This is a genomic window from Streptomyces sp. NPDC050703 (assembly GCF_040654435.1).
Classification (GTDB): Bacteria; Actinomycetota; Actinomycetes; order Streptomycetales; family Streptomycetaceae; genus Streptomyces.
Map to the genome: position 1 here is coordinate 242,893 of NZ_JBFAHX010000002.1, position 18,119 is coordinate 261,011.

Annotated in this window: 18 protein-coding genes; 9 read left to right on the top strand and 9 right to left on the bottom strand. The window is 71.7% G+C overall.

Annotated features, from left to right (window positions below; genetic code table 11):
• Nucleotides 1-46: 46 nt before the first annotated feature.
• From AB0I16_RS02680 to AB0I16_RS02695, 4 genes are all read right to left on the bottom strand, one after another.
• Nucleotides 47-202: a hypothetical protein gene (locus AB0I16_RS02680; protein ID WP_363247468.1), complete on the bottom strand. Its 156-nt coding sequence runs from the start codon at nucleotides 200-202 to the stop codon at nucleotides 47-49.
• A 235-nt stretch (nucleotides 203-437) separates the two neighbouring features.
• On the bottom strand, nucleotides 438-1,130 hold the full coding sequence (locus AB0I16_RS02685; RefSeq protein WP_363247469.1) for a GAF and ANTAR domain-containing protein: 693 nt from the start codon (nucleotides 1,128-1,130) through the stop codon (nucleotides 438-440).
• Between the two features lie 22 nt (nucleotides 1,131-1,152).
• The gene (locus AB0I16_RS02690; protein WP_363247470.1) at nucleotides 1,153-1,881 is read right to left on the bottom strand and encodes a GAF and ANTAR domain-containing protein; all 729 of its coding nucleotides are present in this window, start codon (nucleotides 1,879-1,881) and stop codon (nucleotides 1,153-1,155) included.
• Nucleotides 1,878-2,621, bottom strand: a complete 744-nt coding sequence (locus tag AB0I16_RS02695; RefSeq protein WP_363247471.1) for a hypothetical protein — start codon at nucleotides 2,619-2,621, stop codon at nucleotides 1,878-1,880. The genes AB0I16_RS02690 and AB0I16_RS02695 overlap by 4 nt, the downstream gene beginning before the upstream one ends.
• Before the next feature lie 317 nt (nucleotides 2,622-2,938).
• Here AB0I16_RS02695 and AB0I16_RS02700 point away from each other — a divergent pair, with 317 nt between their 5' ends.
• On the top strand, nucleotides 2,939-3,700 hold the full coding sequence (locus AB0I16_RS02700) for an ANTAR domain-containing protein (RefSeq protein ID WP_363247472.1): 762 nt from the start codon (nucleotides 2,939-2,941) through the stop codon (nucleotides 3,698-3,700).
• 38 nt (nucleotides 3,701-3,738) lie between these two features.
• Here the strand turns inward: AB0I16_RS02700 and AB0I16_RS02705 are convergent, their stop codons facing one another.
• On the bottom strand, nucleotides 3,739-3,993 hold the full coding sequence (locus AB0I16_RS02705; protein ID WP_363247473.1) for a DUF5133 domain-containing protein: 255 nt from the start codon (nucleotides 3,991-3,993) through the stop codon (nucleotides 3,739-3,741).
• 256 nt (nucleotides 3,994-4,249) lie between these two features.
• On the opposite strand from AB0I16_RS02705, the gene AB0I16_RS02710 reads away from it, so the two are divergent.
• Nucleotides 4,250-5,419, top strand: a complete 1,170-nt coding sequence (locus tag AB0I16_RS02710; RefSeq protein WP_363247474.1) for a spore photoproduct lyase family protein — start codon at nucleotides 4,250-4,252, stop codon at nucleotides 5,417-5,419.
• Nucleotides 5,420-5,499: 80 nt separating this feature from the next.
• Here AB0I16_RS02710 and AB0I16_RS02715 read toward each other — a convergent pair whose 3' ends face one another.
• Both AB0I16_RS02715 and AB0I16_RS02720 read right to left on the bottom strand, forming a co-directional pair.
• Entirely contained in the window at nucleotides 5,500-6,534 is a 1,035-nt protein-coding gene (locus AB0I16_RS02715) for a glycosyl hydrolase (RefSeq protein ID WP_363247475.1), read from the bottom strand.
• A gap of 75 nt (nucleotides 6,535-6,609) precedes the next feature.
• Nucleotides 6,610-7,476, bottom strand: coding sequence for a PHB depolymerase family esterase (locus AB0I16_RS02720; RefSeq protein ID WP_363247476.1), 867 nt, complete (start codon nucleotides 7,474-7,476; stop codon nucleotides 6,610-6,612).
• 386 nt (nucleotides 7,477-7,862) lie between these two features.
• Here AB0I16_RS02720 and AB0I16_RS02725 point away from each other — a divergent pair, with 386 nt between their 5' ends.
• The 5 genes from AB0I16_RS02725 to AB0I16_RS02745 all read left to right on the top strand — a co-directional run bounded on the left by AB0I16_RS02725 (nucleotide 7,863) and on the right by AB0I16_RS02745 (nucleotide 14,474).
• Entirely contained in the window at nucleotides 7,863-9,152 is a 1,290-nt protein-coding gene (locus tag AB0I16_RS02725; RefSeq protein WP_363247477.1) for an ABC transporter substrate-binding protein, read from the top strand.
• On the top strand, nucleotides 9,152-10,114 hold the full coding sequence (locus AB0I16_RS02730; RefSeq protein ID WP_363247478.1) for a sugar ABC transporter permease: 963 nt from the start codon (nucleotides 9,152-9,154) through the stop codon (nucleotides 10,112-10,114). Before AB0I16_RS02725 ends, AB0I16_RS02730 begins: the two co-directional genes overlap by 1 nt.
• A gap of 12 nt (nucleotides 10,115-10,126) precedes the next feature.
• Entirely contained in the window at nucleotides 10,127-10,960 is an 834-nt protein-coding gene (locus tag AB0I16_RS02735; protein ID WP_363247479.1) for a carbohydrate ABC transporter permease, read from the top strand.
• A 62-nt stretch (nucleotides 10,961-11,022) separates the two neighbouring features.
• Nucleotides 11,023-13,449 carry a glycoside hydrolase family 2 protein gene (locus AB0I16_RS02740; RefSeq protein WP_363247480.1) on the top strand — a complete coding sequence of 809 codons (2,427 nt, stop codon included), beginning with the start codon at nucleotides 11,023-11,025 and terminating at the stop codon, nucleotides 13,447-13,449.
• Nucleotides 13,446-14,474 (top strand): LacI family DNA-binding transcriptional regulator, encoded by a 1,029-nt coding sequence (locus AB0I16_RS02745; RefSeq protein ID WP_363247481.1) that lies wholly within the window; start codon nucleotides 13,446-13,448, stop codon nucleotides 14,472-14,474. The genes AB0I16_RS02740 and AB0I16_RS02745 overlap by 4 nt, the downstream gene beginning before the upstream one ends.
• On the opposite strand, the gene AB0I16_RS02750 is transcribed toward AB0I16_RS02745, so the two are convergent.
• The gene (locus tag AB0I16_RS02750) at nucleotides 14,431-14,901 is read right to left on the bottom strand and encodes a MarR family transcriptional regulator (RefSeq protein ID WP_363247482.1); all 471 of its coding nucleotides are present in this window, start codon (nucleotides 14,899-14,901) and stop codon (nucleotides 14,431-14,433) included. The genes AB0I16_RS02745 and AB0I16_RS02750 overlap by 44 nt on opposite strands.
• A 176-nt stretch (nucleotides 14,902-15,077) precedes the next feature.
• Between AB0I16_RS02750 and gap the strand changes: the two genes are divergently transcribed.
• On the top strand, nucleotides 15,078-16,082 hold the full coding sequence (gene gap, locus AB0I16_RS02755) for a type I glyceraldehyde-3-phosphate dehydrogenase (protein ID WP_363247483.1): 1,005 nt from the start codon (nucleotides 15,078-15,080) through the stop codon (nucleotides 16,080-16,082).
• On the opposite strand, the gene AB0I16_RS02760 is transcribed toward gap, so the two are convergent.
• Entirely contained in the window at nucleotides 16,079-16,582 is a 504-nt protein-coding gene (locus AB0I16_RS02760) for a MarR family transcriptional regulator (protein ID WP_363247484.1), read from the bottom strand. The genes gap and AB0I16_RS02760 overlap by 4 nt on opposite strands.
• 332 nt (nucleotides 16,583-16,914) lie before the next feature.
• Between AB0I16_RS02760 and penM the strand changes: the two genes are divergently transcribed.
• Nucleotides 16,915-18,111, top strand: a complete 1,197-nt coding sequence (penM, locus tag AB0I16_RS02765; RefSeq protein ID WP_363247485.1) for a pentalenolactone synthase — start codon at nucleotides 16,915-16,917, stop codon at nucleotides 18,109-18,111.
• Nucleotides 18,112-18,119: the final 8 nt, after the last annotated feature.

Sequence of the window (18,119 nt, forward strand, 5' to 3'; positions counted from 1 at the left end):
CCCCCGGAAAGGGGGCCGGACCGCCCTGGAGAGGGGCCAAAGGCCCCTAGAAGTAGTGCTTGCGGCCACCCACCGCGCGCCCGGTCGCGCCGAGGATCCACAGCGCCGCGCCGACCACGACGAGCACTCCGCCGATGGTCGTCAGCAGGGAGATGCCGGCCAGCAGGCCGATGATGAGCAGGATGGCGCCAAGAACAATCATTACGGCTCCGATCGTCAAGTTCTTCCGGTCCGTTGCCCGGGGAGGGGCGGAGGTGTCAGGCCGGTCGCTCGAGCGGCGGCGCTGCATCGTGTCGTGCTCCCACCGTGTGCCCCGGGTCCAGACATCCATGCGGGCGCAATCCGGGCGCGACCAGGCGGCCGCGTACGTCCACCGGGGCACGGCCCGAACGCGGCGGTACCGGTGATCACCGGCCGGGGCCCCGGCCGGCCACGCCCTAGTCCAGACACTGGTCGTCGATGACGTCCTGGGCCGTGCGCAGCAGGGTCTGGTCGTGGCCGAAGGCGTGGGCCCGCAGCCGGGCCAGGGCGTCGTCAGGGGTGAGGTCGTACTTCGCGGCGATGACGCCCGCCGCTGTGTGGACCACCGGCGGGTAACCCTGCGGGCCGCGCGCGGTGGGCCGCGACCAGGCGGTCAGCAGATGCGGGTGCTCGTCCACCGCGAGGAGGGCGAGGATGCGCGCGTAGGCCTCGTTCCGGCTCTTCTGCTCCGGGGTGAACGGGCGGAGCTCGCAACGGTAGAGGTCCATCGCGCCGATCTGGGTGCCCCCGATGGCCAGCGGCCGGGCCAGCACGCAGCGGCCGCCCTGCTCAAGGACGATGGGCACGAAGACGGGCCACCGGGTGACCACGTCGTCCAGGTCGGGCACTTCCACGGAGCGGCGTTTCGTGTACGCGTCGGTGCACGGCCCCTCTCCGGCCACCAGCTGGGCGTCCTCCGCGAGGCGGGCGCGCTCGTCGGTGGCGCACGCCATCAGGCGCAGCTCTCCGGCGATCACCAGGGTGACGCCCGCGAAGTCGGCGTCCAGGTCGTCGGCGCAGGCCCGGAGGGCGGTCTCCAGCGTCGGGCCCCCGGCAGCGGCGGAGTCACTGACCCGCTGCCATGCCGCCGCGTACTGGTCGTCGTTCATCGCTCGTCCCTGTCGCGCGCGATCAGGGGTGCTCGATGACGGAGGTATCGAGGGAGCCGTCGATGACCTCCCGGCACAGGACGGTCAGCGGCAGCTGGTGGGCGCGCGCATGGCGGCGCAGGGCTTCGAACGCCGCGTCGGGTGTGGTCCGCCAGCGTTCGGCCAGGATGCCCTTGGCCTGCTCGATGACGACCCGGCTGGACAGCGCGGCCCGCAGCTGGGCCCGCTCGACGTTGCTGTGCGCGAGGGAGCGCTGCTGCAGGATGGCGATGGTCGCCACGTCGGCGAGCGCCTGCGCCACCTTCGCGTCGGAGTCGCCGAGTCGCTGCGCCTGGGTGTCGAAGAGGTTCAGGGCGCCCACGTTCTGCTGGCGCAGGCGCATGGGCAGGGCGTGTGTCGTGCGGAAGCCCGCCTCCCTGGCGTGTGCGGCGAAGCGCGGGAACCCGGCGGTCTCCTCGGGGGAGTCGAGGGCGATGTTCAGCTGGGCGGTGCCGGTGCGCCGGGTCTCCACACAGGGCCCCTCATCGACCTGCAGCGCGAAGAGTTCGAGAAGCCGGGCGTGTTCGTTCGACGCCGCGATCAGCTGGAGGCCGCCGTGCGGGTCGGTGAGCATGATGCCGACGGCGGACACGTCGAGGAGTTCGTCGCACCGGTCGCAGAGGTGGTGCAGGAAATCGATCAGGTCGAAGTCGTCGACCAGCGTGTCCACGGCATCGAGCATGGCCGCCAACAGTTTCTCCTCGCGCGTCATGGCCCGTCAGTCCCTTCACCGGCAACCGTTCCCGGTCCGGCCTCATCTTCTCGGAAGCGCAGTCGTCTGGCCACCACGTCGTCGGCGACCTCCACCACGGAACGTTCGTGACGGAAGGCATGGGCTCTCAGCAGCAGAAGCGCCTGCGCGAGGGACACGTCCGCCTGCACGCTGATCATGCCGGTGGCCTGGTGCACGGCTGCGCGGTAGAAGTCCGATCCCTCGTCCGCCTCGGCGAAGGCGTCCTGCGTCCGACCGCCTCCGAGGAGGGCCGCGGTCAGCGCGCCCGCCACGAGCCAGGCGTCGGTCACCGCGGCGTCCGCCAGTGGGCCGGGGACCGAGCACTGCAGGGTCAGGGAGCCCAGGCAGGCGGAGCCGACGTGCAGCGGGAAGCCGAAGACCGCGCCGACGCCGAGTGCCGTCATCTCCGGCAGCAGGGCGGGCCACCGGTCGTCGGGGACGCGGGCCACGTACGGTTCGAAGACCGGCGCGCAGGACACGGTCACCTCCGGTCCCGGTCCCTGACCCAGGGTGAACTGGAGGTCCTCCAGCCGGGCGCTGACCTCGCCGGAACACCACACCAGTTCGCTCATGCCGCTGCCCGTGGCCACCGATACGGCGACGCCGTCCACTCCCAGGACCTGGGCGCACAGACGCGGATCGGCACCGAGCAACGTCGCACTGCCCGGGGCGGGACGCAGACTCGCCAGGACGACGGCCAGGTCACTGTTGGCCGGCAACGTCGCACCTCCAACCCAGCCGCTTCGGAGAAGGCGCCCTGCGGCGCAGGTGCCGGTTCCGGATAGTGGCCAGTCTAGTCGGCCCGAGGGGTATGCGGCCGGTCGAGCGGCCGCGATTGCTCGCTCCCGTCCGCCTGTTGGCGGACGGGAGAGCGGCGTAAAATAGGAGCGCGCCGCGCGAGGCGACGCAGGCCGCCGGTCCCCGCGTCAGCGGGTCCGCTCGGGGCGGTACCGGCGGTGAGAGCCCACGAACGGACAGCAGCCATGGCCGCACACACACGGGCCGTCCCTCTGCCCGTCCCACGATCGGCGGGGCCATGACCGGGCACGGGCCCCGGGCCGCGGACCTCGCCGCCCGTTATGCGGGCAGGTCGCATCCGGCGCGCCTCATCGGCGAGGCGTGCCGTTCGGCGGTGCGCGGCGAGTACTCGGTGGGGCTCACGCTGGGAGCCGACGGCGGCCACGGGCAGCGGGTGTCGCTGTCCGCGGCGGGTGAGCTCGCGGGGCCGGGTGAATCGCTCCAGATCAGCCTGGGGGAGGGGCCGTGCGTCCAGGCCCTGTACCGGGGCGGGCCGGTCGCGGTCGACGACGTCGAGGTGGCGGACGAAGCGCGCCAGTGGCCGGTCTTCGCCCGTCGGGCCAGGGAGCACGGCATCCGGGCGCTCTACGCCCTGCTCGCGCGGACCGGCTTCACGTCCGACCGGTCGGCCGCCGTCGTCCTCACGCTCTACCGCGACAGGGCGGGCCCGGCGTCCACCGCGGACCTCGACGTCGCCCAGACCCATGCGGCCGCCGCCGACATCCTGCTGTTCTCCCCGCCCGCCGGGCCGTCCTCCGGCCAGGGTGGCGAGAACCCCGACGACGCCTGGCTCGTACCGAGCCACGCGGTGATCCACCAGGCCGTCGGCATGCTCAGCTACCGGAACTCCATCTCCCCGGGAAGGGCCCTGTCGCTCCTGCGCGCCCACGCCCTCGCGCGCGACACCGATCCCGTCCTGCTCGCCCATGCCGTCGTCCACGAGAACCTGGACCTCCCCGGTCCGCCGGGCCCGTCTGCCGATGGGCCCCCGCGGGGCTGACGGCGGTGCGCGCCGTTCCCCGGCCCGGTCCCGCGGTCTCAGGCCGCGACAAGGCCGTCGCCGGTGCGGGACGGCCGGGGGCGGGGCGCGGGGCGCCTCGCCGCGGCGAGGATGTCGTCGGCCGCCGCTATCGCCTCGGTGACCGTGCGGGTGCCCGTGGCCTCGCAGAGGGCCCGTACGACCTCCGCCAGCCGCCGGCGGCGCACGGGGTCGGGCTTCTCGGCGAGCGCGATGCGCGCGTCGGCGTAGCGGGCGAGCAGGGTTCTCACACAGCGGGCTTCCGGCTGCGACACGACAGGTCCCTCCCAGGTGTTCTTCCGTGTCGTACGTGTGCCCCGCGAACGCGGTTTCATGCGGGGCACACGGTCCGCGCGGAGCGGGATGTTTGCGGTGATACGTGACCGGATACCTGGGGCGGCGACGCGCCCCCGCAGGGAGCCCCAAGTGAGGGAGGACACCGCCATGGCGACGCACCCCCGCGGCCACGCACGGAGTGCCCGTACGCCCGGACGGCCGGTGGCGCCGCCCGCCCCCGGCAGGTGACCGCAGGTGCCCGAGGACCCCCCGGGGAGACCTGGCCCCGAGCAGCAGGCGCTCTTCGGCTGGGAGGACACCGCCCCGGCGGCGGCACCGCGCCGGACGTTCCGGGACAGCCCCGAGGCGCGGCGCATGCTCGACGTGCGCGAGGTCTACGCCGAGCCCGCCGCCCTCGACTCCCCGCGCGGCCGGCAGATCATGGCCCGGCTGCCCGACGTGCGCGTGATCGAGGTCCCCGGGCACTGGCGCATCCCGTCCCTGCACGGCAACGACGGGAACGTCGGCCGGTGGGTCCGCATCAAGACCGAGACGCTCGTCCTCGGGGTCAAGCACAAGCTCACCACCCGCGTGAACGGCAGATCCGCCGACTGGATCGCCCCCGGCACCTCCAACGGCTGCGCGATGTCCTGCGCCTACTGCTACGTCCCGCGCCGCAAGGGCTTCGCCAACCCCATCACGCTGTTCACCAACATCGAGGCGATCCTGGCCCACGTCCGGCGGCACGTGCGGGCGCAGGGGCCCAAGACCACGCCCAACCAGTGCGACCCGCACGCCTGGGTCTACGACTTCGGTGAGAACGGCGACTGCTCCGTCGACGACCTGGTCTGCGACAACACGGCGGACTTCATCGCCGCGTTCCGTTCCATGCCCACGGCCAAGGCGTCCTTCGCGACCAAGTTCGTCAACCCCGACCTGCTCGCGCTCGACCCGCGGGGGCGGACGCGCATCCGCTTCTCCGTGATGCCGCCCGACGACGCCAGGCTCCTGGACATCCGCACCAGCCCGGTCCCCGAGCGGATCGCCGCCGCCGCGGACTTCCTCGACGCCGGGTACGAGGTCCACTTCAACCTCTCGCCGGTCGTGCTGCGGCCCGGGTGGGAGCGGGACTGGGCCGGCCTCCTCGGCCGACTGGACGACGTCCTGCCCGCCCGCGTGAAGGACCAGGCGGCGGCCGAGATCATCATGCTGACCCACAACCAGGGTCTGCACGACGTCAATCTGGGCTGGCACCCCCGCGCCGAGGACCTGCTGTGGCAGCCGGACCTCCAGGAGACCAAGCGCTCGCAGAACGGCGCCCTCAACGTCCGGTACGCCCTCGACGTCAAGCAGCGCTCCCTGGCCCGCCTCCAGGACCTGATCGCCGAGCGCACGCCGTGGCTGCGGGTCAGGTACGCGTTCTGAGCGGGCCGGAGGAGACGTGGCGAGCGCCCGGCCGGAATCCGGCCGGGCGCTCGCCTCGCGTCAGCGCATCGTGATCGTGGTCAACCCTGAAGCCTCACCTCCCCCTGGTTGAGGACGCGCGGGAGGAAGTAGGCCGTCTGGATCTCCGCGTCGGTGTTGTTGCCGCGCAGCTGCTCCGACCAGATCATGAAGTACGACCAGTTCGGCTGGCTGTCCAGCAGCGACGCCGTGGGGACCTTGCCCATCTCCGCCAGCGCCATGGGCTTGCTGCCCGCGATGGCGCGGAGTCGGGCGTAGTCGGCGGAACTCGGGTGGTTCTTGTACCAGACGTCGAGCGAGGCCACGTCGACGTAGTGGTCACCCGGGTAGTAGTCCGCCCAGCCGCCGGCGGGGTTGTCCTGGACGTTCCAGACCCAGATGAGGTTGTCCAGGCCCTTGCTCACGAGGTGGTCGCGCGTGATCTGGTACAGCTTCCGGCTGCCGTTGGCGCCCGGACGGCTGCCCCACCAGTTCCACGACTCGTTCATCTCGTGCAGCGGACGGAACAGGACGGGCACCCCCGCGGACCTGAGCTGCTGGAGGTAGGGGACCGCCTCGTCGAGGCGGCGCTTCCAGGCGCTGTTGAGCGCCGTGCCCTCGGTGACGGTCTGCGTGAACTGCGCGTCGGTGATCCTGGACTTGACGCCGCCCTCGAACGGACACGAACTGCCCGTCGTGGGCGGACAGACGTGCCAGGTCAGCGTCACGAGCGAGCCGTTCCTCCACTCCGTCTTCGCCTGGTCGATCACCCGCTGCCGGTTGGCGACGTCCGCCGCGTCGAACATCAGGTCGCCGCCCCACAGCCCCGGGTACTGCCCGGTGACGTCCTTGACCTGCTGGGTGTACTGGCCGGGGGCGGACGCGGGCTCCTTGTTGTGCTGCCCGGACACGGTGTGCGAGCCCGTGAGGGAACGGAGGTAGTTCAGCACCTGCTGCTTGTCGCTCGCGGGGAAGGCCTGGGCCTCCGGCATGGCGGAGGGCACCGTCAGCAGCGCGGCCACCGCGGCCAGTGAGGTCAGGCCGAGCGCGGCGAGGCGTGTTCCGCGCCGGGGGCGTATGAGGCGCATGGGGCGCATGGGAGTCTCCTTGTCGGTGGAGAGTGGGGGATCGGGGGACCGGGAGCGCTCGTCCGTCTCCTTCCTGCCGGAGGTTCAGGGGGCGGAGGTCAGCGCGTGCCGCTCGAAGAAGGACCACATCGCGGTGTTGGCGCCGATCTCCCGGTTGGTGTGGCCGTTGCCCGCCGATTCCCGGGGCGAGCCGGGCCAGGTGTGACCGCCGTCGGTGAGGGCGTGCAGCACGACGTCCGCGCCGTCCCGGCAGCCGCCGTAGGTGATACGGCGTACGTGCGGGGTGAGCCGGCGAGTCCTCGGCATGGCCGCGCAGCCGTTCAGCTCCGCCCAGCGGCGCTGTGCGGTCGGCACCGAGTAGCGCCAGGCCGGGCCGCCGCCGCCCAGGTAGGGGTTGGTGTGGTCCAGCTCCCCGTGGAAGGCGGCCACCGGCACGGCGCGCGCCGGGCGGCAGGAGCCGGGGTCCGGCCGGGTGCCGTCCGCCGGGTCGGGGGAGCCGGCCCGCAGGCCCGCGACGGGGGCGACGGCGGCGATCCGGTGGGGGAGCGCGCAGGCCAGGGCGGAGGCCATCCGGCCGCCGCCGGAGTACCCGGTGACGTACACCCGTGCCGGGTCGGCGCACAGGCGCGTGCCGAGCGTGTCGATGACCCGGCCGAGGAAGCCCACGTCGTCCCGCGGTCCTGTGGTCACCCCCGGCACATTCCAGGAGGAGCCGTCGCCCGCCGGGACGACGCCGTCCGGCGCGGCCACGAGGAAGCCCTCGCGGCCGGCGGTGGCCCGCATGGCGGAGTAGTCGAGCTGCCGGCCGCCCCCGGACTGGCTGCCGTGCAGGTTCAGTACCAGGGGCAGCCGGCCGGGCCGGGTCCGCGGCACGTGCACGAGCACGTCGTACGAGCGTCCGCCGTGGGCCACCGGCACCGTCATGTCACCCACCGCGCCGGCGGAGCGCACGCAGTCGCGCCCCTTCGCCCGCTCGGAGACCGCCGGCCGTGGAGGAGCCGCCCACGACGGGCTCCCCGCGCCGCACAGCACCGCGAACGCCATCGCGGCGGCGAGGAGCGGCCGACGGGGGGCAGGGCATGGCACGGGACACGACATGAGACCTCCGAGGGCTCCGAAGCCGGATGGCCGCATACTCTGCACACTCCGGACAACGTTGTCTAGACGCCCGGCGAATTAAGCAATGGTTCAGTAAAGAGCGCTGGTCAGCTTGGTATATGCACACAGAAAGAACTGAACCGGTCTATGGACAGGGCGGGAAATCGGCCTCTACCTTGTCCGTCATGCACAGCGGGCCGCGTCAGGGCCGCCCGCAACTCCCATGGAGGCCACGGCAGATGAAGCGCAAGACCGCTACCGCCACAGCCCTAGCCGGCGCCCTCTCCCTGCTCGCGGTGGGGACGGGCTGCGGCAAGAGCGGCGACGCGGCGGCCGGCGACCCGAAGCACCTGACCGTCCTGTCGCAGTACGTGAAGGCGACGCCCGGCGGAAAGCTCTTCCACGACGAGGTCCAGGCGTTCTCGAAGAAGTCCGGCATCGAGGTGAAGGTCGTCGAGGCGGGCGAGGACCTGGACGAGACGTACGAGACGTCCCTGGCCGCACAGAAGGAAGCCGACGTCGTCTTCGTCAACCTCTACGACAAGACGCTCGCCTGGACGAAGAACAACGCCACGGTCGCGGTGAACGACCACATCGAGGAGTGGGGCCTCAAGGACAAGGCCGAGCCGCAGGCCCTGAAGGAGTGGACCAACCCCGAGGGGAAGGTGATGGGCTTCCCGTTCGCCGGGTTCTCCTGGCCGGTCTGGTACAACACCGCCCTGCTGGAGAAGGCCGGTGTCGACGGCGTGCCCACCACCACCGACGAGCTGCTCGCCGCCGCGGAGAAGCTGCGCGAGGCGGGCGTCCAGCCCATGGCGGTGGGCGGCAACGACTGGAGCGGGCAGAAGCTGTTCCTGCAGATAGCGCAGTCGTACGTGACGAAGGAGGAGGCGCGGAAGCTCGACGCCGAGGGCGGCTACTGCGACTCCGCGGGCGCCATGAAGGGCGTCGAGCTCTTCACGGAGCTGCGGGACGGCGGCGTCTTCGCCGACAAGGCGCAGGGGTTCACCTTCGACGCGATGCAGAACCAGTACTTCACCGGCAAGGCCGCGATGATGTCGCAAGGCTCCTGGGCGTTCAGCGAGGTCCCGGAGAAGCTGCGCGAGAGCACGGAGCTGGCCGGACTTCCGCTGCCCGACGGGGCCGCCTTCGACAAGCCGACCGTCTTCACCGGCTACACCAGCACCGGCTTCTGGATCAGCCCCAACGGCGAGAAGAAGAAGGACGCCGTGAAGCAGTTCGTCAGCCACTTCTACCAGCCGGAGGTCGCGGGGCGCTTCGTCGCCGACGCCAGCATCTACCCGGCCGTGAAGCTGGACGCCGAACACCGCAGGAGCGACGACCCGCTGCTCAACAGCGCCGTCAACGACATCGCGGGCACCACCACCGACGCCCAGCTCCCCGACCTGCACATCCCGGCCGCCGCCAACACGCCCCTGGTCCAGGCCACCTCCCTCGCCTTCGATCCTGACAACGATGCCAAGAAGATCTGCGGGGCCCTCGACCAGGCCTACGACGGGATCGAGTGATGGCCGCGGCCCTGACCGAGTCGGACACGGCGGCCGAGGCGCCGGCCACCTCCGCGCCCCGGTCCGCCCCGCCCCCCGTCCGCGCCGCCGACCGACGACGGCGGCGCGGCCGGGGCCCCGCGCTCTTCGCCCTGCCCGCCCTGGTCTGGTACGGCGTGTTCATGCTCGGCCCGATCGTGGCGATGTTCGTCATCAGCCTCAACAAGTGGGCCAGCCTCATCTCGCCGCACGAGTTCACCGGCACGGACAACTACCGCCGGATGTTCGACGACCCGGTCTTCTGGGACGCCCTGCGCAACACCGGCGTCCAGCTGGTCGTCGCGCTGCCGCTGATGATCCCGTGCGCGTTCATGCTGGGCTACTACCTCCAGCTCAAGCCGCCGGGCCACCGCACCCTGCGCGTGCTCTGCTTCACGCCGGGACTGCTCTCCGTATCCGCCAAGGCCATGATCTTCGTGGGGATGTTCGCGCCGGACGGCGGGGTCAACGGGCTCCTGGGGTCCATCGGCCTGGACTCCGCGACCACCCCCTGGCTCGCCGACCCCGCGACGGCCCTCGCCACCGTGATCGCCGTCGACGTGTGGGGCGGCATCGGCTACACCGCCGTCCTCTTCGCCGCCCGCCTCGCGAGCGTGCCCCAGGCGATGTACGAGGCCGCCGCCCTCGACGGGGCCGGGCACTGGCGCCGCATGTGGCAGGTGGCGTATCCGATCTGCAAGGGGTTCGTCGGCGTCGCCGCGATGCTCCAGTTCCTGTGGACGCTCTTCAGCTCCGCGGCGACCGTCCTCATGCTCACCAAGGGCGGCCCCGGATCGTCGTCGACGACGCTGTCCTACCTCATGTACCAGCGGGCCTTCCTCCAGCAGGACGTCGGCTACAGCCAGGCCGTCGGCGTCTTCCTCTTCGTCGCCGGGCTCATCGGCATGGTCGTCATCCGCCGCCTCATCCGCCAGAACCACTAGGGAGAGCTGACCATGGCACCCCGCCGCCCCAGCGGCCTGCTGGCCGGCCACTTCCTGGCCTGGCTCTACGCCGCGCTCCTCGTCCTGCCGCTCTACTACCTCCTCGCCACCTCCCTCAAGGACAACACCGAGGTCTTCGAGCACCCCTTCGCCCTGCCCGACCGCTGGCTCTTCGAGAACTTCTCCAGGGCCTGGGACCTGGCCCAGCTCGGCCCCGCCCTCGGCAACTCGGTGCTCATCACGGTCGGCGCCGAGGCGATCACCCTCGCCCTGGCCTTCCCCGCCGCCTACGGCCTGGCCCGCAGCGGCGGGCGCACCGCCGCCGTCGTGGAGAAGATCTTCGGGCTCGGCTTCCTCGTCCCCGCGTTCGCCGCGCTGGTGCCGACCGTGCTGCTCGCCATCGAGCTGGGCATGTTCCAGACGCAGGCGTTCCTCATCCTCTTCCTGCCCGCCACCGCGCTGCCGCTCTCGGTCATCCTGCTCACCCAGTTCATGCGGACGATCCCGCCGGAGCTGGAGGAGAGCGCCATGATGGACGGCGCGGGACGCTGGACGGTCCTGTGGCGGATCTACGTCCCGATGTCCGCGCCCGGTGTCATCACCGTGGTGATCCTCAACTTCCTCGGCTTCTGGAACGAGTACCTGTTCAGCCTCGTCATCCTCGGCTTCGACCCCGAGCTGCGCACCGTCCAGGTCGCGCTGCCCGCCCTCACCTCCGCGACGATGATCCAGTACGGCACGCTCGCCGCCGCCTGCCTGATCACGCTGGCCCCGGTGTACGCCGTGTACATCGCCCTCCAGCGCCGCATGGAGAACGCCCTCGTCGACGGGGCCGTCAAGTCGTGAGCCACCCCCCGGCAACGCCCGTACCGCACCTCCCCCCATCCGCACCGAATGGAGCACGGTTCATGAAGGACGTCACCGCCCTGACCGAAGGCTGGACCCTGCGGCACGAAGAGGCCGCGCTGCCCGCCCAGGTACCGGGCTGCGTCCACACCGACCTGCTGGCCGCGGGCCGCATCCCCGACCCCTTCATCGGCAGGAACGAGGAGGAGGTCGCCTGGATCGGCCGCGCCGACTGGACCTACGACACGGCCCTCGGCCCGCGCGGGAGCGCGCACGAGCGCACCGACCTGGTCTTCGAAGGGCTCGACACGGCCGCCGAGATCACCCTCGGCGGCGAGACGGTCGGCCGCACCCGCAACATGCACCGCACCTACCGCTTCGACGTCACCCGGCGGCTCGCGGCCGTGGCCGAGGGCGCCGAGATCCCGCTCTCGGTCCGCCTCACCTCCGCCTACACCGAGGCGGAGGCCGTCCGCGCAGCCCTCGGTGACCGGCCCAACTCCTATCCGGAGCCCTTCCAGTTCATCCGCAAGATGGCCTGCTCCTTCGGCTGGGACTGGGGCCCGACCCTCGTCACCGCCGGCATCTGGCGCCCCGTACGCCTGGAGCACTGGTCCACGGCACGCCTCGCCGAGGTGCGCCCCCTGGTCACCGTGGACGGCACGACGGGCCGCGCCGAGTTCCGCATCGACGTGGAGCGCACCGGTGGCGGCCCGCTCACCGCCCGCGCCCGCGTCGGCTCCCGCACCGCGACCGTCACCTTCCACGGCGACGGCACCGCCCTGGCCGTCGAGGTCCCGGACGCCGGCCTGTGGTGGCCGCGCGGCTACGGCGAACAGCCGCTGTACGACGCCGAGGTGGAGCTGATCGGGGAGTCGGGGGCCGTCCTCGACCGCTGGGAGCGCAGGCTCGGTTTCCGTACCGTCACCCTGGACACCACCCCCGACGAGCACGGCAGCGGCTTCACCCTGGTCGTCAACGGCGAGCGGATCTTCGCCCGCGGCGTCAACTGGATTCCCGACGACGTGTTCCCCTCCCGCATCACCCCCGAGCGCTACCGCACCCGGCTCACCCAGGCCGCGGACGCGGGCGTCGACCTCGTACGCGTCTGGGGCGGCGGCATCTATGAGGACCGGGCCTTCTACGAGGTCTGCGACGAGCTGGGCCTGATGGTGTGGCAGGACTTCCTCTTCGCCTGCGCCGCCTACCCCGAGGAGCAGCCGCTGCGCTCCGAGATCGAGGCCGAGGCCCGCGACAACGTCACCCGCCTCATGCCGCACCCCTCCCTGGTCCTGTGGAACGGCAACAACGAGAACCTGTGGGGTTTCCGCGACTGGGAGTGGGAGCAGCGGCTGGCCGGCGACTCCTGGGGTGAGGGCTACTACCTCGGGGTGCTGCCGCGCATCGTCGCCGAGACCGACCCGACGCGCCCCTACTGGGCGGGCAGCCCCTGGTCGGGCTCCTGGGACCACCACCCCAACGATCCCGCGCACGGCACCGCGCACTCCTGGGAGGTGTGGAACCGCGCCGACTACACCGACTACCTGGAGTCCGTGCCCCGCTTCGTCGCCGAGTTCGGCTGGCAGGCGCCGCCCGCCCACGCCACGTTCCGCCGCGCCCTGCCCGGCGAGGAGCTGCGGCCCGACTCGGCGGGCGTGCTGCACCACCAGAAGGCCGAGGACGGCAACGGCAAGCTGGAGCGTGGACTCGCGCACCACTTCGCCGTGCCCGACGACTACGACCGCTGGCACTACCTGACGCAGGTCAACCAGGCGCGTGCCGTCGCCACCGGCATCGAGCACTGGCGCTCGCACTGGCCGCGCTGCGCGGGCACCGTCGTCTGGCAGCTGAACGACTGCTGGCCGGTGACGTCGTGGGCCGCCGTCGACGGCGACGGCCGGCTCAAGCCGCTCCACCACGAGCTGCGCCGCGTCTACGCCGACCGGCTGCTCACCGTGCGGGAGCGCGATGGCCGCCTCGTCGTGGCCGCCGTCAACCAGTCCGGCGCGGCCTGGCGCACCGACGTCGCGCTGTGGCGGATGACTGCGGACGGCCGCACCCTCGCCGAGGCGACGGTCACCGTGTCGGCCGCCGCGCGCTCGGTCGCGTGCGCGGAGGTGCCGGAAGCGCTGCTGCCGGAGGCCGGGTCGGCCAAGGAGTTCCTGGTGGCCGACGCGGACGGGCTGCGGGCACTGCACTTCCCCGTACGGGACAAGGAGTTCGCGTACCCGGTGCCCGACTACGCGGTGGACGCGGTGCGGCGGGGGGATAGGGTCGACGTCGTGGTGACTGCTCGTACGCTCGTGCGTGACCTGCTTCTGCAGGCCGACCGTCTCGCGCCGACAGCGGCGGCCGACCGGGGTCTGGTGACCCTGCTGCCCGGCGAGAGCGTGGTGATCGGCGTGCGGGGCTGGGACGCGGCGGACCCCGCTTCCGCCGACGGCCTCGCCGAGGTGCGCTCCGCCCTGTTCGCCGTGGAGCCCGCGTGAGCGGCGAGCGGCTGACGATCAGGGACGTCGCGGCCCGCGCGGGAGTCTCGCGGGCCGCGGTGTCGCTGGCCTTCAACAACAAGCCGGGCGTCTCCGAGGCGACGCGGACCCGCATCCTGGAGGTCGCCCGCTCCATGGGCTGGGAGCCGAACCTCTCGGCGCGGGCGCTCAACAAGCACGGCACCGGCACGATCGGGCTCGCGGTCAGCAGGCCCGCGCGCCAACTGGGCCTCGAACCCTTCTACATGGAGTTCATCTCGGGTCTGGAGAGCGTCCTGTCCGACAGGTCGAGCGCGCTGCTCCTCCGCCTGGTGAAGAACCTGGACGAGGAGATCGAGCTGCAGCGCCACTGGTGGCGCTCGGGGCAGATCGCGGGCTCGGTCCTGGTCGACTTCCGTGAGCACGACCCGCGCGTGCCGGTGCTGGCCCAGCTCGGGCTGCCCGCGGTCGCCGTCGCCCACCCCTCGCTGACCGGCCACTTCCCCGCGCTGTGGACCGACGACACGACGGCCGTCACCGAAGCGGTGCGCTATCTCGCGGCGCTCGGGCACTGCTCCATCGCCCGGGTGGGCGGCACGGCCGAGCTGGGGCACAGCGCGATCAGGCGCGCCGCCTTCACCGCGGCCATGGCCGGTCTCGGCCTTCCCGAGGGGCGGCAGCTCGCCACCGACTTCTCCGGCGAGGCGGGGGCGCGGGCCACGCGTTCGCTGCTGACCGCCGCCGAGCGGCCCACGGCGATCATCTACGACAACGACCTGATGGCCGTCGCGGGGCTCTCGGTCGCCGCCGAGATGGGGCTGCGCGTCCCCGCCGACATCTCCCTGCTGGCCTGGGACGACTCACAGCTCTGCAAGCTGACCCACCCGACCCTCTCCGCGATGACGCACGACATCCACGCCTTCGGGGCCGATGTCGCCCGCGCGCTGTACGAGGTGCTCGCGGGCCGGCGGACCGTGACCCAGCAGGTCCCGACGCCGACGCTCACTCCGCGGGGGTCCACCGGCCCTCCGCCGCGGCGGGGCTGACGGCACTTCCGGCGCTGTCCCGCCCGAGCCGCGCGAGGCGCCGCAGGGCGGGCAGCGCCCCGCTGATCGCGCCGCGCTCCTCGGGGGTGAGCCGTGCGACGAGCGGGGTGAGCCGCTCGACGCGTTCCCGGTTCCGCGAGGCGCCGACGCCGCGGCCCTTCTCGGTGAGGTGCACGAGGACGGCGCGGCGGTCGCGCGGGTCGCTCCCGCGTTCCACGAGGCCGTCGCTCTCCAGCCGCTGGACGAGCTGGGTGAGCCCCGGCCTGCTGAGCTGTTCGCCGGCGATCAGGTCGGCCAGCCGCTTCGGGCCGCTCTCGCGGGCGAGGGCGTCGAGCACCGACAGCGTGCTGAAGCTGTGGTTACCCCGGCGTGGCAGCCGGATGTAGAAACGGTTGAACTCCTCGACGACGGCGATGAACTGAGCCACATTCAGATGGGTTCCGGAGGCACGCACCCGGGGAGCCTATAGCTTGCGGAGTGGCGATGTATTGATAACTTACACAAGTTGCTTATGGTGTTTTGGGTGGCCGCCACGGCCGGCGCGTCCCTGCGCGGTCACCCTCTCCCCGACTGTCGAGCTCTCAAACGCTGTGAGAGGAACGCATGACTGTTCGTGTAGGTATCAACGGATTCGGCCGCATCGGGAGGAACGTCTTCCGGGCGGTCGCCGCCAGGAACGCGGACCTGGAGATCGTCGCGGTCAACGACCTGGGCGACGTGCCGACCATGGCCCATCTCCTGACCTACGATTCGGTCCTCGGCCGGTTCCCCGAAGAGGTCACCGCCGAGTCCGGCGCGATCCGGGTCGGCGACCGCGAGGTCAAGGTCCTCGCCGAGCGCGACCCCGCGAAGCTCCCCTGGGGCGACCTGGGCGTGGACGTGGTCATCGAGTCCACGGGCATCTTCACCAAGGCCGAGAAGGCCCGCGCGCACATCGACGGCGGCGCCAAGAAGGTGATCATCGCCGCCCCCGCGAGCGACGAGGACGTCACGATCGTCCTGGGTGTCAACGACGACATCTACGACCCCGAGCGCCACACGATCATCTCCAACGCCTCCTGCACCACCAACTGCCTGGGCGTCCTCGCCAAGGTGCTGCACGACACGGTCGGCATCGAGTACGGGATGATGACCACGGTCCACGCCTACACGCAGGACCAGAACCTCCAGGACGCTCCGCACAAGGACCTGCGCCGCGCGCGCTCGGCCGCCGTCAACGTGGTCCCGACGTCCAGCGGGGCCGCCAAGGCCATCGGTCTCGTCCTGCCCGAACTCCAGGGCCGCCTCGACGCGTTCGCGCTGCGGGTCCCCGTGCCCACCGGCTCGGTCACCGACCTGACGGTCACCACGAGCCGCCGCACCACGGTCGAGGAGATCAACGAGGCGTACGCGAAGGCCGCCGAAGGCGCGTACAAGGGGCTACTCTCCTACACCGAGGCGCCCATCGTCAGCTCCGACATCGTCACGGACCCGGCCTCCTGCGTCTACGACGCCGGGCTCACCCGGGTGATGGGCCCGCAGGTCAAGGTCGTCGGCTGGTACGACAACGAGTGGGGCTACTCCAACCGCCTCATCGACCTCGCCCTGAAGGTCGGCACCTCGCTCTAGGGCCTCTCGCCGGCCCGGCTCTCCCGGCTCTCCCGGCCCTCGCGGTCGTCCTGGTTGCCGAGTTCCGCGAGGCGGGAGAGTGCGGGCAGCGCCTTGGTGATGGCCCGCTGGTCCGCCGGCGACAGCTGGGCGACGAGCGGGAGCAGGCGCCGGGTGCGGTCCTCCAGGCGCGCCGTGCCGACCCGGCGGCCGGCCTCGGTGATGTGGACGAGCACCGCGCGTCCGTCCGTCGGGTCGGGACGGCGTTCCACGAGCCCGTCCTGTTCGAGGCGCGTGACGAGCTGGGTCAGTCCCGGCTGGCTGATCTGCTCGGTCGTGGCCAGTCTGGTGAGCCGCGTCGGGCCGCGGGAGGTCAGGGTGTCGAGCACCGAGAGCGTCGTGAACGACAGGGTCTGCAGCGCGGGCAGACGGATGTAGAAGCGGTTGAAGTTCTCGATCGCGGTGATCAGGGCACCCACGTCCAAGTGGTCCCGCGGGCCGTTGGTCTGCGAAGTGGTCACCCTAGAAAAATAGCGCACACTTATATAGTCTCCTTGATGCATTCGGGGTCGGCGCCTCGCGGTGGTACGCGGGCCGCACCGGACCTCCATGGCGCAATGGCGCGTCGGCCCACGTCAGTAGCGCAGAGCGAGGAACGCATCCATGCCTACGCGTATCGGCACCGTACGGAGCACGGACCTCGGCATCGTGTCCTCTCCATGAACCGGCCCCGCCATGGCCGCGACCACGCGTCGCGGTAGAAGCAGACACTGACGCAGAATTTCCCGCCGCTGTCGATCCGGGGCGCTTTCAGAGGAATGCCGGAAAGCCTCGGGGAAATGAGCATGGACACGTGACGGAACTTCCGAGGTTACCCTTCGACAACCCGTCCATCATGGGCATCGCGCCCCAGATGCGGACCCTGCAGCGGGAAGCGCCGATCACCAGGGTGCGGACCGCCGGCGAGGACGCCTGGCTGGTCACCCGCTACGACGAGGTCAGGACGCTGCTCGCCGACCCCCGCCTCCGCCTCAGCAACCCCGACCCCGAGCAGTCGGCCAACAGCGCGGCCAGGGGCTTCATGGTCGCCCTCATGGCCGGGGACGACTGCGCGACCGAGCCCGCCCGGCACGCCCGGATGCGCGCCCTGCTCGTCCCCCTGTTCTCCACGCGCCGCATGCGCCGGATGCAGACCCGCATCGAGCACCATGTGGACGAACTGCTCGACCAGTTGGCCGTGAGCGCCCCGCCGGTCGACCTGCACCGCGCCCTGTCGTTCCCGCTGCCGACCATGGTGGTCTGCGATCTGCTCGGCGTGCCGCTGGACGACCGGGAGCGGTTCGGGCAGTACGCGAGAGGCACGTTCGACCACAGCGACGACCAGCACTCGGCGAACACCTTCAAGAAGGTCGTCGACTACATGATGGAACTGGTGGCCCGCAAGCGGACCGAGCCGGGCGACGACATCCTCTCCGAGCTGATCACCGCCGATGACGGCGCGCTCTCCGACGAGGAGATCGTCCAACTCGGGGCCGCCGTGCTCCTCTTCGGCTACGAGACCACCATCGTCCGCATCGACCTGGGCACCCTGCTGCTGTTCCGCAACCCGGTCCAGCGCGCGCAGCTCGTCGAGAACCCCGGCCTCGCGCCCGCCGCGGTCGAGGAGATCCTGCGCCTCGGCGTCGGCGGCAAGGGCTCCAACGCGCTGATACCCCGCTACGCCCACGGCGACATCACCGTCGGCGACACGGTGATCCGGGCCGGGGACGCGGTGAAACTGGCCATCGGCGCGGCCAACATCGACGGCAGGGCGTACCCCGACGCGGACGTGCTCGACCTGGCCCGTGACAGGCCCAAGTCCCACCTGGCCTTCGGGCACGGCGCCCGCCTCTGCATCGGCCGCACCCTGGCCCGCATCGAGCTGACGGCGGTGTTCGAGCGGCTGTTCCGCAGACTGCCCGGGCTGCGGCTCGCCGTACCCGAGGAGTCGCTGTGCTGGCAGGAACACCGGATCACCGGCGGGTTCGACGAGATCCCCGTGACGTTCTGAGCGGCGGC

Coding starts and splice junctions, on each gene's coding strand:
- AB0I16_RS02680 (WP_363247468.1), bottom strand. CDS start 202: ATGATTGTTCTTGGCGCCATCCTGCTCATCATCGGCCTGCTGGCCGGC.
- AB0I16_RS02685 (WP_363247469.1), bottom strand. CDS start 1,130: ATGAACGACGACCAGTACGCGGCGGCATGGCAGCGGGTCAGTGACTCC.
- AB0I16_RS02690 (WP_363247470.1), bottom strand. CDS start 1,881: ATGACGCGCGAGGAGAAACTGTTGGCGGCCATGCTCGATGCCGTGGAC.
- AB0I16_RS02700 (WP_363247472.1), top strand. CDS start 2,939: ATGACCGGGCACGGGCCCCGGGCCGCGGACCTCGCCGCCCGTTATGCG.
- AB0I16_RS02715 (WP_363247475.1), bottom strand. CDS start 6,534: ATGCGCCCCATGCGCCTCATACGCCCCCGGCGCGGAACACGCCTCGCC.
- AB0I16_RS02725 (WP_363247477.1), top strand. CDS start 7,863: ATGAAGCGCAAGACCGCTACCGCCACAGCCCTAGCCGGCGCCCTCTCC.
- AB0I16_RS02730 (WP_363247478.1), top strand. CDS start 9,152: ATGGCCGCGGCCCTGACCGAGTCGGACACGGCGGCCGAGGCGCCGGCC.
- AB0I16_RS02735 (WP_363247479.1), top strand. CDS start 10,127: ATGGCACCCCGCCGCCCCAGCGGCCTGCTGGCCGGCCACTTCCTGGCC.
- AB0I16_RS02740 (WP_363247480.1), top strand. CDS start 11,023: ATGAAGGACGTCACCGCCCTGACCGAAGGCTGGACCCTGCGGCACGAA.
- gap (WP_363247483.1), top strand. CDS start 15,078: ATGACTGTTCGTGTAGGTATCAACGGATTCGGCCGCATCGGGAGGAAC.